Origin of the sequence: Dellaglioa algida (assembly GCF_030127605.1) — a bacterium.
In the GTDB taxonomy this organism is placed as follows: domain Bacteria; phylum Bacillota; class Bacilli; order Lactobacillales; family Lactobacillaceae; genus Dellaglioa; species Dellaglioa algida.
The window spans coordinates 1-17,641 of the sequence record NZ_JANXLE010000007.1 but is presented as its reverse complement, the minus strand read 5'-3'; the positions used below and the strand labels follow the sequence as shown (position 1 = coordinate 17,641).

Annotated in this window: 17 protein-coding genes and 1 tRNA gene; 5 read left to right on the top strand and 13 right to left on the bottom strand. The window is 36.7% G+C overall.

The annotated features are described in order from the left end of the window. Nucleotides 1–24 precede the first annotated feature (24 nt). The 11 genes from ispE to N0K73_RS06400 all read right to left on the bottom strand — a co-directional run bounded on the left by ispE (nt 25) and on the right by N0K73_RS06400 (nt 10,417). Nucleotides 25–879, bottom strand: a complete 855-nt coding sequence (ispE, locus tag N0K73_RS06450; RefSeq protein ID WP_057974712.1) for a 4-(cytidine 5'-diphospho)-2-C-methyl-D-erythritol kinase — start codon at nt 877–879, stop codon at nt 25–27. Nucleotides 880–1,066: 187 nt separating this feature from the next. Continuing rightward, complete coding sequence (locus tag N0K73_RS06445) at nt 1,067–2,404, bottom strand: polysaccharide deacetylase family protein (protein WP_112251219.1); 1,338 nt, start codon at nt 2,402–2,404, stop codon at nt 1,067–1,069. A gap of 117 nt (nt 2,405–2,521) precedes the next feature. Next, nucleotides 2,522–2,758, bottom strand: a complete 237-nt coding sequence (locus tag N0K73_RS06440) for a Veg family protein (RefSeq protein WP_057974710.1) — start codon at nt 2,756–2,758, stop codon at nt 2,522–2,524. A 92-nt stretch (nt 2,759–2,850) separates the two neighbouring features. Then, entirely contained in the window at nt 2,851–3,750 is a 900-nt protein-coding gene (gene rsmA / locus N0K73_RS06435) for a 16S rRNA (adenine(1518)-N(6)/adenine(1519)-N(6))-dimethyltransferase RsmA (protein ID WP_057974709.1), read from the bottom strand. Then, nucleotides 3,743–4,312, bottom strand: coding sequence for a ribonuclease M5 (gene rnmV / locus N0K73_RS06430; RefSeq protein WP_112251217.1), 570 nt, complete (start codon nt 4,310–4,312; stop codon nt 3,743–3,745). The genes rsmA and rnmV overlap by 8 nt, the downstream gene beginning before the upstream one ends. A 1-nt stretch (nt 4,313) precedes the next feature. Beyond that, nucleotides 4,314–5,084 (bottom strand): TatD family hydrolase, encoded by a 771-nt coding sequence (locus tag N0K73_RS06425; RefSeq protein WP_112251215.1) that lies wholly within the window; start codon nt 5,082–5,084, stop codon nt 4,314–4,316. Between the two features lie 77 nt (nt 5,085–5,161). After that, complete coding sequence (gene metG / locus N0K73_RS06420; protein ID WP_284068658.1) at nt 5,162–7,198, bottom strand: methionine--tRNA ligase; 2,037 nt, start codon at nt 7,196–7,198, stop codon at nt 5,162–5,164. A gap of 145 nt (nt 7,199–7,343) precedes the next feature. Next, complete coding sequence (locus N0K73_RS06415; protein ID WP_057974706.1) at nt 7,344–7,676, bottom strand: hypothetical protein; 333 nt, start codon at nt 7,674–7,676, stop codon at nt 7,344–7,346. Nucleotides 7,677–7,693: 17 nt separating this feature from the next. Beyond that, the gene (locus N0K73_RS06410) at nt 7,694–8,173 is read right to left on the bottom strand and encodes an NUDIX domain-containing protein (protein ID WP_112251211.1); all 480 of its coding nucleotides are present in this window, start codon (nt 8,171–8,173) and stop codon (nt 7,694–7,696) included. After that, nucleotides 8,173–9,147, bottom strand: coding sequence for a hypothetical protein (locus tag N0K73_RS06405; RefSeq protein WP_057974704.1), 975 nt, complete (start codon nt 9,145–9,147; stop codon nt 8,173–8,175). Before N0K73_RS06405 ends, N0K73_RS06410 begins: the two co-directional genes overlap by 1 nt. Nucleotide 9,148: 1 nt before the next feature. Next, nucleotides 9,149–10,417, bottom strand: coding sequence for a hydroxymethylglutaryl-CoA reductase, degradative (locus N0K73_RS06400; protein WP_112251209.1), 1,269 nt, complete (start codon nt 10,415–10,417; stop codon nt 9,149–9,151). Between the two features lie 119 nt (nt 10,418–10,536). On the opposite strand from N0K73_RS06400, the gene N0K73_RS06395 reads away from it, so the two are divergent. From N0K73_RS06395 to N0K73_RS06385, 3 genes are all read left to right on the top strand, one after another. Beyond that, the gene (locus N0K73_RS06395; RefSeq protein WP_112251207.1) at nt 10,537–11,322 is read left to right on the top strand and encodes a transporter substrate-binding domain-containing protein; all 786 of its coding nucleotides are present in this window, start codon (nt 10,537–10,539) and stop codon (nt 11,320–11,322) included. A gap of 78 nt (nt 11,323–11,400) precedes the next feature. Next, the gene (locus N0K73_RS06390; protein WP_057974701.1) at nt 11,401–12,102 is read left to right on the top strand and encodes an amino acid ABC transporter permease; all 702 of its coding nucleotides are present in this window, start codon (nt 11,401–11,403) and stop codon (nt 12,100–12,102) included. Between the two features lie 11 nt (nt 12,103–12,113). Next, nucleotides 12,114–12,866: an amino acid ABC transporter ATP-binding protein gene (locus N0K73_RS06385; RefSeq protein WP_057974700.1), complete on the top strand. Its 753-nt coding sequence runs from the start codon at nt 12,114–12,116 to the stop codon at nt 12,864–12,866. 27 nt (nt 12,867–12,893) lie between these two features. On the opposite strand, the gene N0K73_RS06380 is transcribed toward N0K73_RS06385, so the two are convergent. Together N0K73_RS06380 and trpS are read right to left on the bottom strand one after the other, a co-directional pair. Next, on the bottom strand, nt 12,894–13,811 hold the full coding sequence (locus N0K73_RS06380; RefSeq protein ID WP_112251205.1) for a Ppx/GppA family phosphatase: 918 nt from the start codon (nt 13,809–13,811) through the stop codon (nt 12,894–12,896). 45 nt (nt 13,812–13,856) lie between these two features. Continuing rightward, a complete protein-coding gene (trpS, locus tag N0K73_RS06375; protein WP_057974698.1) occupies nt 13,857–14,873 on the bottom strand; it encodes a tryptophan--tRNA ligase in 1,017 nt (338 codons plus the stop codon). Between the two features lie 341 nt (nt 14,874–15,214). On the opposite strand from trpS, the gene helD reads away from it, so the two are divergent. Both helD and N0K73_RS06365 read left to right on the top strand, forming a co-directional pair. Further along, nucleotides 15,215–17,458, top strand: a complete 2,244-nt coding sequence (gene helD / locus N0K73_RS06370; protein WP_112251203.1) for an RNA polymerase recycling motor HelD — start codon at nt 15,215–15,217, stop codon at nt 17,456–17,458. A 48-nt stretch (nt 17,459–17,506) separates the two neighbouring features. Then, a tRNA-Thr gene (locus N0K73_RS06365) sits at nt 17,507–17,579 on the top strand. The last annotated feature ends 62 nt before the right edge of the window (nt 17,580–17,641 follow it).

Below are 17,641 nucleotides of genomic sequence, written 5' to 3'. Positions count from 1 at the left end.
AATCAGTCAACTATCGCAATTAAATCAGCTTAAGGGCCTGACCAGATAAACCTCTTCACAAAAACCTTTTAAACTATTATAAACATGTTGCGCCCGGCTTTTTTTCCGACAAATTGCGAAGACGGTTGGACCAGATCCACTCATTTCTGCAGCATCTGCACCGAATTTTATCATTTTCTTTTTTAATCGCGTAATTTCGGGATAACGTTCAGCCGTAATTGGTTCGAGCGCATTCCCTAGATTATCAATCAACGCATCCACATCGTCATCCTCAATGGCGTTCACGATAGCATTCACATTCGGGTGGACCAAGTGTGTGTAATCGATTTGTCTAATAATTGTTGGCGTTGAGACACTAATTTTCGGTTTCGCAACCACTAACCAAACAGGCGGTAATTCTTTTAAAATGGCGATTTTTTCACCGCGACCGGTTACATGAGCTGTTCTACTGTAGACACAATAGGGGACGTCAGAATCAATTTTCAACCCAATTTTAGCTAGTTCAGCCAGCGATAACTTAAGTTCCCATAATTTGTTTAACGCACGTAGAACTGCAGCCGCATCTGATGATCCGCCACCTAATCCTGCTGCCACCGGAATCTGTTTTTTAATATGTATTTGAGCCCCTTTGTTGATATGAAACTTATCTTGTAAAATTTTTGCCGCTTGGTAGGCCAAGTTTCGGTGATCGCACGGTAAAAAGCCACTATCAGTTTCCACTGTAATGTCCGTTCGATCTTCTAGCGATTTGATATGTAAGTAGTCTGCCAAATCAACTGATGTCATGACCATCCGCCACTCCTGTTCACCATCTTGATGATGGAATGGCGTGTCTAAACTTAAGTTGATTTTGGCTGGGGCTTTTTCACGAATCTCCATATTTTCACCTAATCCCAGTATGCCTTAATTACCTCTAATTATACTAATAATTTCTAAAAATAAAAGTCCCAGTTCATCTATTATAAAAAAATAGGTTCTTCATCAAAAAAAATGACAAGGAACCTACTCATATTCTATTAATTTAAGCAGCGTTATTTTACCAAGTACGTCAAGACGCTACACCATTTTATTTAATAATACGTTCGTCATCTTCACCAAAGTATTGATAATTTGCGTGTAAGCTATCACCAAACATTTTACTAATCGTTGTAAATTCGTACCCTTTGGCTTTTAAATTTTTGATGATTGAATCAAGTGCAACAACAGTTGTTGGTTGACTATCATGCGTCAGTATAATTGTTCCTGGGTAAGTCGATTGGGTAATAGTTGAGACCGTTCTAGCACTATTTTTTGTTTCCCAATCTCTTGAATCAATAGCCCATTGAATAACAGGCATATTCATTTTAGCAGCAACAGCCTTATTAACAGCTCCATATGGTGGACGGACTATTTGTGGCAACATACCGGTTGCTTTATAAATTTCAGCAGATGTACTTTCAACTTCACTTTGCACTTTATCATCTTTTAAAGTCACCAAGTCAGCATGATTATAAGTATGACTACCAATTTCGTTACCAGCAGCTAAAACTTGTTTCGCAATTTGTGGATTTTCTTTTACTCGATAACCCACCATGAAAAATGTAGCATTTACTTTATTTTTAGCCAACGTTTTTAAGATTTTAGGCGTATTAGCGGGATCGGGGCCATCATCAAAAGTAATTGCTACAAGTTTTTTGTTTTTTGATTCAGGAACAACTTGAGTTTTAAGTTTATCCGAGTAAAATACGGGATCTATTACGTGAATAAGTTCTTTACCAGTTAAAGATACGGTTGAAACATTTAACTCATTATCTGGGAAAGTCACTTGTAAAGAGTCGTTTGAATAGTTAAATTTAATTTTAGCTAACTTCTTAGCCTCAGTTAATCGCAATACTTTAGTAATATCCAAATTTTTATGTTGTTTTAAGATTTCATTTTGTAGTTGTAAAGATAAATCAGATAAATTACCTTTTTTGTTAAGCAACTCGCTAAGCGCTAAAGGCTGATTCGTTTTAGCATTCACTAACTGATTATCCATTTTTGCGGAGCCTGATTTTTTATAAGAGTAGTCGTCTTTTTGATAAGACTGTGCCGTTATTTTGTAATTCACAGCATCCCCATGCTGTGAATTTTTCGTAGCAGTTACGACTACAAATGAATTAGTCTTCTCACTTTTAGCCATTTTTACTGCATTCTGTGGAACCATAATGTTCTTTGGTAGATAGTTGTACACAAGAATTCCATTTACCTTCTGTTTAGAAGGTTTGGTATGATTAGCGGCGGCATTTAAAATACTTTCTTTACTTGCCTCTAATTGACTCGCGTGTTTGTTAGCCTCTGTTTTTAAATAGAGTCCTGTCGAACCCCCAATTAATACCAGTACAAGAACAACTACTCCAATGATTTTCCCAAAATTTTTATTCATCTACCCTAATCCCTTTATCTAAATTTATTATTTTTTTGATTATCGGGTCTCCGATAATCATTCGCAAAAAAAAATCTATCATTGAATGATAGATTTTATAAAACTTAACCGTTTATGTTAATCTTCAAAATCAATTTCAATATTTTTTGTTAAAACATCAGTGTAACTGTATGAGACACGTTCAAATGAATTCTCATCTTGGTTTAAATCAACTACAAAAATTGCTGGGAATGTTTCACGTAAAATCCCTTTACGTTCTGTAGTTTTCTTTCTACCGGCTTGAGCGACTACCGTTAAGTTCTTTCCGACTTGGGCATCTAGCTTTTCCTTGATGCTTGCTAAAGTTTCTGGCATGATGGGCTTCACCTTCTTATGTGAAACATCATAACATAGTTTCACAAGATTTGCAATTATACCACATCGGACGTTAGTAGTTCAATAAGAAGTTAATTAAATTTCTCTTCGACTTTAATAAGATTATTAGACAAGACGATAAACTCATGAATACTGAGCTTTTCAGCTCGAATTTGAGCAGAAATCTCTGACGCATCTAAGGCTTCTTGTAATGCCTCACGAATTTCAGGTGTCTTACCATAGATTGATTGCAAATTGTTCCACAAACTTTTACGACGATGAGCAAAACTTCCCTTAACTAATTTAAAGAAGACCATTTCACTAATTGGACGTTCAACGTCCCCTTCTTTTTGATTCAACACAATAATTGCTGAATCAACATTGGGTTGTGGAATGAATACAGTTCTTGGCACAACAAATGCCACTTCCGCATCCATTTCGTATTGAACGGCAACCGTGAGTGAGCCGTATGTCCGGCTTCCCGGGTCAGCCGCAATTCGTTCTGCAACTTCTTTTTGCATCATGACAACGATGGTATCCAACTTAACCGCCGTTTCTAATAAATGCATAATAATTGGCGTTGTGATGTAGTAAGGTAAATTAGCGACTAATTTTAATGGATGTTGACCATCAAAATGTTCTTCCACCAATGCAGGTAAGTTAGCTTTTAAAATATCTTGTTCCACAATATCAACATTGTCATAAGGACTTAATGTTTCGCCAAGAACTGGAATCAAATTTTGATCAATTTCAATGGCCAAAACCTTATGAGCACGTCTCGCTAATTGTTCTGTTAAAGACCCAATTCCGGGTCCGATTTCAATAACATCATCTTCAGCTGTAATATCCCCAGCATCCACGATATTCATTAAGACATTTTTATCCGTTAAGAAATTTTGACCCAAACTCTTTTTAAAAGTTAAGCCATAAGTTTCCATAATCGCTTTGGTTCTAATTGGTGAAGCAATATCTGGCACGTCATTGTTAGCCATGTGTTTCCTCCGTTATCTCGTTAATTTCTTTCAATGCGTCTGCAAATTCTTCCGGCGTAATTTGAAATAATTTTAGTCGGTTATATAATTGTTTCCCATTTGTATAACCAATTTTTAGGTATTCACCCAATTTTTCACGTTTACTCTTAGCATCCGGACCGGCAATTAAACCTGCCGTTTGTAAATCTTCCAAGCTGATTAAAATCTCACCATCTGGCATTTCCGTATAAAGATGCTCCAACGCCTCACGAATAGCTTCAACTGAGGCATGCTCCACACCTAGACTACCTTTATGATCTGGGACAGCTTCACTTTTCTTTAAAAAAGCATGTTGTACGCTAGGTACTCGTGCCGAAATTGTTTTACGAATTTTTTCTCCAGAAAAATCTGGGTCTGTAAATACGATGACCCCACGAGTCTCTTGTAACAATTCAATTTGATCTAATGTTTCGTCGCTAATTGCCGATCCACGAGTCTCAATCGTATCCGCATTAACAGCTAAATGGATCCGTTTGGTGTCATCACGACCTTCAACTACAATCACTTCTCTAATTTTTTGCATATTAACCTATCCTAAATAGTTTTTCGGCATTTTTAAATGTTGCCGATGCCATATCGATACTTGAACTTTCTCGAATTTTTGCGATTGCCTCTAAGACATATCTCGTGTAACCGGGTTCGTTACGTTGACCTCGATAAGGTTCAGGCGTTAAGTATGGCGCATCTGTTTCAATTAAAATTCGATCAATCGGTGTCACTTTAACTGCTTCATGAACCTCTTTGGCGCTATTATAGGTCACAATGCCACTATAGGATAAATGCATCCCTAAGTCTAAGAATTTATCCGCCCATTTTGCGTCACCATTAAAACTGTGCATGATACCGCCGATATCTCGGATATCAGCTTCCTTTAAAATGGTGTAAACATCCTCAAAAGCATCTCGGTTATGAATTGAAATCGGTAAATTTAAACTTTTAGCAATTTCAATTTGACGTTTAAAAACTTTTTTCTGGGTTTCTACTGGGGATGTATCCCAATGATAATCAAGACCCATCTCACCCATTGCCACAACTTTTGGCGTCTGTAGTTGTTCTATCAAGACTTTTTCAGTTTCTGGTGTATACGTTTTTGCTTCTTCTGGATGCCAACCAATTATAGAATACAAGTTCGGATAATCTTTGGCCAACGCTAACGATTTTAAAATACTAGGTTGATCAAAACCAACGATGGCCATCTTAGTGACATCAAACGCTTTAGCACGTTCAATAACTTCAGGGATTTCAGTTTTGAATTCATCAGAATTAATATGTGTATGCGTATCAAATATTTCCATAGGATACCTCCTTTGATCGGCAAAAATGAAGAAGGACTAGAGCAAAACCAAGTTTTGTTTCTAGTCCTTACTTTTATTTAGCCCACAATTGCACCATTTTTAATATCTTCATCAACGGTAATTAATTTTAATTTACCATCGTATTCAGCAGAAAGAATCATTCCTTGGCTAATTTCGCCTTTCATCTTACGTGGTTTCAAGTTTGCAACAATCACAACTTTTTTACCTAATAAGTCTTCTGGTTCAGGATAGAACTCTGCCACACCAGATAAAATTTGACGATGATCAGGATCACCGGCATCTAATCTGAATTTCAATAATTTGTCAGCATTTTGAACTTTTTCAACTTGGATAATCTCAGCAACTTTTAATTCATTTGGTTCAAATTGGTCAAATGTCGTTTGAGGTAATGTTAAATTCAACTCAACATCTTCTGGGTTCCAATCTGTAGAATCTTCGTCCGTATGATTAACTGCCATTGCTTTACGCCCCTTTTTCTTATCAGAAACTGTCATTTGATCTTTAATGTAGGCAACTTCTTCCTCTACATCTAAACGTGGGAAAATAGGTGTTCCTTTTTCAATAACAACTTTATTTGCTGGGAAGTCAGAGTAGTTTAACCCTTCAATTGCCATGTCAGCTTCATCTAAACCTAACTGGTTGAATATTTCTTTAGGCGCATGCGTCATTACTGGTTGAATTAAAACAGCAATCACACGTAGACTAGCAGCCAAATGAACCATCACGCTATCCAACTCAGCTTTACGTGCTTCATCCTTAGCAAGGACCCATGGTTGTGTTTCATCAATGTATTTATTTGTTCTGGCAACTAATTTCCAGATTGCATTTAAGCCATCTGAGAATTCCATTTTATCCATTAATTCTGTGTATTCCGTAATAACGTCTTCAGCCGTTTGACCCAAGTCGCCATCAAATTCAGTCACATTACCATTTAACGTTGGAATTTTTCCACCGTCATACTTATTAATCATAGCAACAGTTCTATTCAATAGGTTACCTAAATCATTCGCTAAATCAAAGTTTACTCGCGAAACAAAATCTTCTGGTGTGAAGACGCCATCATTACCAAATGGTACAGCGCGCATTAAGTAATAACGGAGGGCATCTAATCCGTAACGTTCAACTAACATTTCTGGGTAGATAACATTCCCCTTTGATTTAGACATTTTTCCGTCTTTCATCAACAACCAACCATGACCAAAAATTTGTTTTGGTAAAGGCAAATCAAGTGCCATCAAAATAATTGGCCAATAAATCGTATGGAAACGCACGATTTCTTTACCAACCATTTGGACATTTGCGGGCCAGAATTTATCAAATAACTCGGTATCATCAGAGCCGTAACCAAGCGCCGTAATATAGTTTGCCAGAGCATCAATCCAAACGTAAACAACATGTTTTGGATTACTTTTCACTTTAACTCCCCAATTAAAGGTCGTTCTAGAAACCGCAAGATCTTCCAAACCAGGTTTGATGAAGTTATTTACCATTTCATTTTTACGTGATTCTGGTTGAATAAAGTCGGGATGTGCATCGTAATAACTCAATAAACGATCCGCATATTTACTCATTTTAAAGAAATATGATTCTTCCTTAACTAATGAAACTTCGTGGCCACTTGGTGCTTTACCGCCAATCATTTTGCCAGCATCATCACGGAAAACTTCGGCTAATTGTGATTCTGTAAAGAATTCTTCATCAGAAATAGAATACCAACCTTCATATTCCCCTAAATAAATATCACCTTGTTCGAGTAATTTATCGAAAATATATTGTACTGCTTTTTCATGTTGGTCATCCGTCGTTCGAATAAATTTATCATTTGTAATTTCAAGTGTTTTCCATAATTCTTTGATATCACTAGCCATACCATCGACATAAGCTTGCGGTGTTGTTCCCAATTCTTCAGCTTTTTGTTCGATTTTCAAGCCATGTTCATCTGTTCCCGTTAAGAAGAAAACATCATAGCCTTTTTGGCGTTTATAACGCGCTAGCACGTCACATGCAATTGTTGTATATGAATTACCAATATGTAATTTACCTGATGGATAATAAATTGGTGTGGTTAAATAAAATGTGGGTTTTTCTGTCATTTTTAAGACCCTTTCCGTATCGTGTTTCATCTGTATTTTGTCATTCGTTCTGTATAAACTCCTTAACAGTATAGCATAGTTTTTTACCGATTTTAAACAATAAAAAGAGACAATCCGCGAGTTTCACAGACCATCTCTTTTAAATTTATCGGGCATATTTTTGAAATTGGCGAATAATCATAATTTCTTTTTCAGACAGTTGCCCATCTAAAATGGTAATCAAAATGCGCCCCACTCGTCTTGGATCCCGTTTTAGCGCCGTAATACTAAACGTAATTGCTGCGACCATTAGGGTTAATAACAATCCTTCGCCTTTTGTAAATAATGTGCCAAATAACATGATTGGATTTCCACCAAAAAAACTGACACCACCAAAGTAGAAAAGGATGAAGTCGAAGAACCGTTGAAAGTAAGTTAACCATTGCAACCGTGTCTTAAGACTACTTAACCGAGTAAATATTTCGCTATGTTCAAGCATTTTGCAACAATCCTTCACTATAATTTAATTTCAAATTTGATTAATTGTGAGCCTCTGAAATTCGTCACATATCGATGTGCCTCATTCTTTAATATATAAGGTAACACAGGAATCAGGTCAGGCGTTAGTCCAACGTTCTGTTCATCTAAAGCCCATGCAGTTGGAAAATTAGCCAGAATTCCTTCACGCATTCTTTGTGGATATTGCGTTCCGAACGACTTCGCCAAATCTACATGAAACAACGCTATCGTGGCTTGATAATTATCATCCACTGACCACTCAAGATACCCGGTTGGACTGCATTGAACTTCCGAAACCTGTATACCCGTTTCTTCAGCTAATTCACGAATCATCCCTGCCAATTCAGATTCTGCCGCCTTACGTTTACCACCAATCCCATTCCAGAGACCAACATACGGTTTCTTGAAGCGGTTCAGTAGTAAAAGTTCATCCCCAGCCGTAATAACGGCTAAATTATATTTTGCTAACTCTACCATTATTCAGCAGGTCTAATTAAAAAGCGCATATCAATCGTGTTCATCAGTTCTAGCACTGTCATATCATAGGTGTGGATGATAACTTCTTTTGAATCTGCATTTTTAGGGACCGTGATAACAAATGCATTTTGTTTATCATTTTTTTGAATTCCAATGTATGCAGATGCAAAGTTAACGTTACTTTTAAACTCAGAATGCATAATATCAAATAATTGACGGACTTCTAATTTTAATTGACGTTCGCTAAAAACGGGTGTTAATGTTGCAAATGTATTTAGGTACATTTTTGGTAATTTCCATGCTTCAAGTTGTGCATCAAATGCCTTGAATAATGCAACTGCCGCACGTCGAGCTTCAAACGGTGCACGCAAGCTGTTTGCCGTTAATATTTCCAACAATTTGAGCGCCGCGTTTGCAGAGATAGGATAAAATTCTAAAAATTTCTCAGTAATTTGTTCCGCATCTTCATTTTGGAAGAAAACTAGGGCATCTAATAGCGTGATTAAACGATACATTCCCCATTCGTCTGGACCACTACCTTCTTTAGGCTCAGCTGTTACTGTTGCTAAAACGCCTTGGTAGAATAGTGATCTGACGTTATCATCGATAAATCCATTTTCTTCCTGTAATCTAAAAATTGTTGCATGTAAAATCGTGTCATAAAGTTGGATAGCCGTGGCGTTAATTTTATCATCAATATCAAAATCATCCGTTGTCATCTTTAACATTAATTCAGGCGCTTGGTTAAGTTGTAAGAAAAAATGAAACAACTCATGTGAAATTAAATAATCTGGCGCCGTAATGTCAGTCACATTGATAATAAAATTACCATCTTCTAACCGTGATTCAACTTGCTGATGTCTAATGAATCCAACTTTTTCTCCACCACATTGAATTTTGATTTCCCCATCAAATTGTTTTTTAATTTCGGCAATTAAGTTTTGCGTGTTTTGTTGTAATATAATTTCAGCCATTTTAACGTTCCCCTTTTCGTCTTAGGTCTTTTAATTTTTGTGTTGCAATCGCAGTATCCGGTCGTATTTCATGTTTTAATAACTCAGTTAATTGTCCCACTTCTTCATTCATAGCGCCAACTTTAACCGCTAATGATTTTAATTGAAGGCCCATATGTCCCTTTTGAATTCCATCAGAAACCAATGCTTTAAGTGCTGCAAAATTTTGTGCTAGGCCAACGCTGGCGATTACACCAGCTAGCTCCTTAGCCGAGCCAATACCCATCATTTTTTTATTGATTTGGACCATTGGTACAATATCAATTGAGCCACCAACAACTCCAACAGGCATAGGCACTTTAATTGTCCCAACTAGATTATCACCAATTATCGTCCAATTAGTCAAGCCCCGGTACTGACCATCTCGACTAGCGTAAGCATGAACACCTGCCTCAATCGCACGCCAATCATTCCCAGATCCAATTAACGCCGCGTCAATACCGTTCATGATTCCTTTATTATGTGTGACGGCTCGATAAGGGTCAATTTGTGCTACTCGACTGGCAGAAACAATTTTTTTGGCTAGTTCTTGCCCGTCCATATGTACAGCATCGAGTAGAAAAATTGGCACTGAACAACTCGATTCGACTAATGACTCGGTTGCATAATTAGATAAAATACTCATCAAAACATCTTGATTCAATTCTCTCCTCAGAACATCACCAACCACTTCCATCATCGTATTAACACTGTTTGCGCCCATTGCCGCTTGAACATCAATTGCTAGATCAATAGAAAGTAAATCATCTGCTAGTTTTCTAACACGTACCCAGCGTGCGCCACCACCACGTTTTACAAGTGAGGGACGGGCCGCATTAGCTACTTCAATTAAATACGCTTTTTGCGCATCAATTTGTTTAATCGTCTTGTCCGTCTCTTCGACATTTTCCAAAATCACTTGACCAATCATTAATCGAGAGTCAATTTTCGTCGTAAAGCCACCGGCGGATGCAATTATTTTTGCACCGTTATTACTTGCGGCAATCACAGAAGGTTCTTCAGTCACCATCGGAACCGTCACCTCTTTACCATCAACTAAATAATGAAAGGCAACACCTTCTGGTAGCGTAAAATCCGCTATATAATTTTCTGTCATTTGATTATTTAACTCGTGATTAGGTGAACTTTTCTCTATCTCTTTTCTTGCTTCATCCGAAATAAGACCATCATTCAATAAGATATTAAGCCGGTCTTGCCACTTTTTTTGATAAAATTTTATTAATTTTGTCATTTTGTTAGTCCTTTTTATTGTTTTTTACTTTTAGTAAGAAAAATGAATGGTTTCTTAGCTCATTTTACGCTATTATAGAAAGATAATATATTACTTTTAAAAAAAAGGGGCGTACTAAAATGAAAAAAATATTAAGTCTTGCCAGTGTGTTATTGATTGCTCTTGCTCTAACGGCCTGCGGCAAATCTAAAGAGTCATCATCCGATTTAACACAAACAAAAGATACCTTAACAATTGGTCTTGAAGGGACTTACCGCCCTTACAGCTACCATGATAGCGATAATAAATTAACGGGATTTGAAGTTGAACTTGGACAACAATTAGCTAAAAAGATGGATTTAAAACCCAAATTTGTAGAATCAAAATGGGATTCTCTAGTTGCTGGATTAGATGCCAACAAATATGATGTTGTTTTAAACAATGTCGGTGTGACAAAAGAACGTCAAGCTAAATACAATTTCACATCACCTTACATCTATTCAAAATCGATTTTAGTTGTTAAAAAAGATAACACATCGATTAAAACAATTAAAGATATCAAAGGTAAAAAAATGGCACAAACCGTTACAAGTGAAAATGGTGCTGATGCTAAACGCCTCGGTGCTGATGTCGTATCAACTGACGATTTTTCAAACACAATTAGCTTAATTTTGGATGGCCGCGCTGATGGTACTATCAACAGTAATGACGCTGTTTACTCATACCTAAAAGAAAAACCTGACACAAACATCAAAACAATTTCAACGGGTTCTGAAATCACGTCACTTAAAGTTGCCGGCTTGATTCAAAAAAACAATCCTAAATTACAAAAGAAACTAGACGCAGCGCTTAAAGAATTACGCGCCGACGGATCATTATCAAAATTATCTAAAAAATACTTTGGTAGCGATATTACAAACAAATAAGTTAAAGAAGACTGGTGCAAAATCCATTTTGTTATCGGTCTTTTTTTATTAAACTAGATTAAGAGAGGTTCATCGTTCATGAAACTTGTTATGGATTCACTCCCGGCCATTTTAGAAGCCGGGTTGCGTTACACTATTCCATTATCGGTTATCTCATTTATTATCGGGATAATTATCGCCGTGATTACAGCATTAGTTCGCATTTCAAACGTTAAAAAAGGGAGTACTTTCACGCGTTTATTAAAAATAATTGGTAAGGCCTTCTTTTCTTTTTACGTCTGGCTTTTCAGAGGAACACCTCTAATTGTTCAAATGTTTATTCTATTTTATGGATTACCTAGATTGCCGGCTCCTTATACGGTTGAATTTGGTGCATTCAGCGCTGCCGTAATTGTTTTCTCATTAAATGTAGGTGCATATGCGTCCGAAACAATTCGTGCCGCCATTTTATCAATTTCAAAGGGGCAATGGGAGGCCGGTTACGCGATTGGTATGACCCATACAACCGTATTATTCCGCGTTATTTTACCACAAGCAGCTCGCGTCTCGTTGCCACCTTTATCAAATAGTTTTATTGGCTTAATTAAAGATACCTCACTAGCTTTCTCAATTACAATTGTTGAAATGTTCTCCGTTGGTCAACAAATCGCGGCCCGGACTTATGAACCTATGGTCCTATACTGTGAAGTTGCAGTCGTTTACCTGGTATTCTGCTCAATTTTAAACGTTGGCCAATATTACCTAGAAAAAAGAACATCGCGCTACATTAAGAATACCTAGGGGGCTGAATCATGATTAAATTTGAAAATGTTAATAAATATTTTGATCAACACAAAGCATTAAAATCGTTATCATTTGAATTGCCAGAACATGAGACAACCGTGATTGTTGGGCCTTCTGGGTCAGGTAAATCGACATTGTTACGGTCATTTAATCTGTTAGAACAACCTGAAGAAGGTCTCTATTCATTAGATGATAAAGTAATCGATTTCGCTCAACCAATCAGTGAAAAAACTATTTTAGAAGTTCGTCGACAGACCGGCATGGTTTTTCAAGATTATAATTTATTTCCACATTTAACCGTTTTAAAGAACGTTATGGAAGGTCCGTTGCATGTTTTAAAAGAACAAAAATTAATTGCCGCGCAGCGTGCTGAAGAACTTTTGGAACTAGTTGGTCTTTCAGATCGTGCTAATTATTATCCAAATCAGTTATCCGGTGGTCAGCAACAACGTGTCGCTATTGCCCGTGCAATGGCAATGAATCCTAAATACTTATTATTTGACGAACCAACTTCCGCACTGGATCCAGAGTTAGAGGCTGAGGTCTTAAAAGTGTTACTTAAATTAGACGTCGAAAAGAATTCGATGGTGATTGTGACGCATAATATGGCCTTCGCAAAAGCTGTTGCTAGCAATATTATCTTTTTAGAAGAAGGCAATATTCTATTTAACGGTTCACCGGATGAATTTTTCAATCATCCCACAGAACGTATTCAAAAATTCTTGTCGGCAATGACATTTGAAGATATTTTACCCAAATAAAAAGACATCGTATTAAACGATGTCTTTTTATTTGCCTAATTTAGTTGTTAAATAGCCTTCACGAACGCCACTTTCAGAGAAAATGACCCCTACGGAATTCAAATACTGACCTAAGGCCACAACGGGCGCAATACCACCTACGATAATATCTGCACGATTAGAAGCTATCCCACTAACTTGTGCACGCTTTTTAGTTGTCAGCCCTACTAATTCTTCAAAGGTTAATGAAACGGCTTTACGCGACAATTGATAGCCATTAATTGCTTCCGTATTCACTAATTTTTGTTTTTTCCGATTAAGACGTCCAATAATTCGATTCGACCCACCAAGTAATACAAGCGGTAGTTCAATCGCTTCTTTTAACCATTCTAACTTTTGAAAGGCAGTTACTAAATATTCCATTAGTTGAAACAATTCTTTACCCGTAATCTGATCATTTTTTAAATATTTTTCAGATAAAGTCACCGCCCCAAACGGAAGACTCACGAGATGGGCTACTTTTCGATCAACAACATGGATGAGTTCGCTACTTGCACCACCCGTATCTAAAATTAAGCAATCACGAATTGGCAAAGCTTCCATAACGCCCATATAGTCGTAATAAGCTTCATCATCGCCACTCAAAACTTCAATATCAGCACCGACAGCCTCTTTAATACGACGTAAAAACTCTTTTTGATTTCGCGCCATTCGAACTGCAGCAGTTGCAATGCCGTGCACGGCAACTGGGCCATAAACGTCGTACTGTTTTTTAAAACTCACTAGTGCTTCAATCGTCCTAGCCATTGCATGTTCCTGCAAAACGCGGGATTTCCCCATCCCTTCAGATAATCGTGTTTCTGACTTTAATCGTTTGATTTCTTTAAATTGCCCATCATCGAGTTGCTCATTAATTGATAATCGGACTGAATTTGAACCCAAATCCAATAAAACAAACTTTTCCATTATTACTCACCTCATACTAAATCAAAGAAACGGTTCACAACAGAACTAGTTAAAATAATTAATCCCAATCGCATCTCTAACTTCGTTCAAGGTTTTGTTAGCAACAATATTTGCCTTGTCGCTACCGGCTTTTAGCATCGCATAAATGGCTTCAGGATCCTTAGCCAGCTCAGCACGTCGGTCACGAATTGGTGCCAACTCAGCTTCAAGCACATCGTTTAAGTAACGTTTAATTTTAACATCGCCTAAACCGCCAGCTTGATATTGAGCCTTAAGCTCTGCAACTTTTTCAGTATCTTTATCAAAGATATCAAGATAAGTAAAGACCATGTTACCTTCAACTTTACCAGGATCTTCAATATGAATGTGATCCGGGTCAGTATACATCGACATAACTTTCTTCTTCAATGTCTCAGCGTCATCCGCAAGAAAAATACCGTTGCCTAATGACTTACTCATTTTTGCGTTACCATCTAGTCCGGGTAAACGACCTTGACCCTTTGGTGGGAAAACGCCTTCCGGTTCAACAAGGATATCTTTTTGATAAATTGTATTAAAACTTCTAACAATCTCACGTGTTTGTTCGATCATTGGTTCTTGATCATCGCCAACAGGAACGACCGTTGCTTTAAACGCCGTAATATCAGCAGCTTGGCTAACTGGGTAAACGAAAAAGCCAGCAGGAATGCTACGTTCAAAGTTCTTTTGTTGAATTTCAGCTTTAACAGTAGGATTTCGTTCCAAACGAGAAACAGTTACCAGGTTTAAGAAATAGCTTGTTAATTCCGTTAATGCAGGAATTTGAGATTGTACAAAAATAGTTGTTTTACTTGGATCAATTCCAACTGCCAAATAATCCAAAGCAACTTGAATTAAACTATTTTTGATTTTTTCTGGATCACGTGCATTATCTGTCAAAGCTTGTTGATCAGCAATCATAATGAATGTCTCATAATCACCTGAATTTTGCATTGCAACGCGATTCTTCAATGAACCAATGTAATGTCCAATATGTAGTTTACCCGTGGGACGATCTCCCGTTAAAATTACTTTTTTTGTCATAGTTACGCTCCCTTTCTATCTATAAAAAAAGTCCTATTGTTAGTAAATAACAATAGGACGACTGTCTCGTGGTACCACCTAAATTGCAGAACGAATCCTGCCACTTACCGATAAGGAGGTTACCCAAAATTCTCATATATCCAATTCGGCCTGCCATCATACCTTTCAATAAAATCAGTATGTCCCTGTTGTGGTTAGCATTCCTACTTCGCAATAATCAATGAATTATCTATTAGTGTAAGTGTAGCGTGTTCCACACAAAAAATCAAATAATATTAAATACTAGACGAAAATTTCAAAAACCTTTAAACTAGGTCAATAGTACAAGGGGGCCATTAATTATGTCAGAAGAAGAAATTGAACAAGAACGAGTGGACTCAGTTGTTAAAGAAATTAATGAAAAATCAATTAAAACAGCTGAACTGTATGAAAAAGCGCATAAAGAAACATCATCAGTTGAAAAAAACTATGTAGATAACGCAAAAATCAATACTTTTGAAATTGATGATCGAATTGAAACGAATGCCGAAGTCCAACAACAAAAGCAATTAGTTGCAACAACAATTCAGACCGAAGAAATTTTAGAAAGACAAGTCCACACTTTAGAACAGTTAGGCGACTCACCTTATTTTGGCCGCATTGATATCCAAGATGATGGTGATCCAGACCAAGAACAACTTTATATTGGTCTAGCGTCTCTAGTAGATGATCACCAAAACTTTCTGATTCACGATTGGCGAGCGCCCATCTCAAGTATTTATTATAATGGTGCACTAGGCCATGTTTCATACGAAACGCCACAAGGAAAGCAAATGACTGAATTATCAAAAAAACGCCAATTTCAAATTAAGGAAGGCAAAATCCTATCGATGTTTGATACCAACGAAACAATTGGTGATGAATTATTGCAGCAGGTCCTAGGCGAACAAAGCGATGCACAAATGAAAAATATCGTTTCAACAATCCAACAAGAACAGAATACAATTATTCGTGATACAACAAGCGACCTGCTAGTCGTACAAGGGGTCGCCGGTAGTGGTAAAACGTCGGCCATTCTGCAACGCATTGCATTCCTACTTTATCATTCAAGAACGTCGCTAAATGCTGACCAAATCATCTTATTCTCACCAAACCTACTCTTCAGTCATTATATTTCTGATGTTCTGCCAAGTTTAGGCGAAAAAAATATGCGACAAGTCACTTTGGCAGAATTTTTTTCTAATCGATTTCAGGGATTAAAGGTGGAGACATTATTTGAAGACTATGAATCAAATAACGATCGCCATTTATCTGATATAAAAGGTAATGAGCAATTCAAAGAAACAATTGAACATTACTTAAATACACTAGAATCCACAGATTTATCTTTCACCGATATCATATACGAAGGAACACCATTCTTTAAAAAAGAAGAAATCACCCAGATATACACACGTTTGCCACAAAATATGTTATCAGCAGATAAGTTCACTGCAACAAAAAATGCATTAACAAAACGATTGAAAAATCGAATTACCGAAATGTCTACATCAGATTCGATACGAGAAGAAATTGATTCTCTGTCTGACTCCCAGTACGAAACATATTTAACAGACTATAAACGTGATGAATTCGATAATGTAGACGACGAAATTTCATATATCGGTACAATCATATTGAAAGATCGTTTTAACATTGTTTATGATGCTATCTACAATAACTACTTTATAGATATCTACGAGCAATATGCAAAATTTTTAGAATCTGCTATTTCAACAGAATCTAAAATAACATTCCAATTGAACCTAGAACTTCACAAAATAGCATTGTCGGACGCTGCACCATTATTATTACTACGTGATCTATTGTCAGGAAGCGGTCAAAATAGAAATATTGAGCACCTGTTTATTGATGAGATACAGGACTACTCTCCATTACAACTTTTATATTTAAAAAATTGTTTCCCCAATGCCAAACTAACACTTTTGGGCGATAGTGAGCAAGCACTGTTCCACGATTTAGTTTTACCAACTAAATTTTTAGAAAATTTGAATCGGATTTTAAAAATCAAAAAAACTAATTTAATTATTCTAAATAAAAGTTATCGATCAACGTTTGAAATTACTAACTTTGCGAAATCACTACTGCCCGACGGGAATAATATTGAATCATTCACACGTCATGGTGAATTACCCAAAATATACTTTAGTAAAAATCGTTCTCAGGCTCTTTCATCCTTGATAACATTAATTAACGAAAAAGATAAAAGCGGTCAGCCGCTAACAATTATTACAAAAAATATAACAGAGTGTAATATACTTTATAATGAACTCAGGGCGTCGGTAGATATTACAAAAATCACGGACGGTGATAGAAGTATACCGCCTACTACAATTATATTACCCATTTATTTAGCTAAAGGACTTGAGTTTGATTCCGTTGTTGCCTTCGATATTTCAGAGACAAACTATGCATCACAAAATGACCTTGGAAATCTCTATACACTTTGTTCCCGAGCAATGCATTCACTATCCATATTTTCAATCGAAGCACTATCACCATTGCTGAAAGGTTCTATAATTGGATCGTCCGTCCATATTGTTTAATATTTAGATTGATTTTTTATTAGTATTGCTATAGAATTTTATAGTAATGCCGCTTTAGCTCAGCAGGTAGAGCATCACCATGGTAAGGTGGGGGTCGCCGGTTCAAATCCGGCAAGCGGCTTTTTATAATAAATGATCGCACAAAAAAAGACATTAACAATTAAGTTAATGTCTTTTTTAATT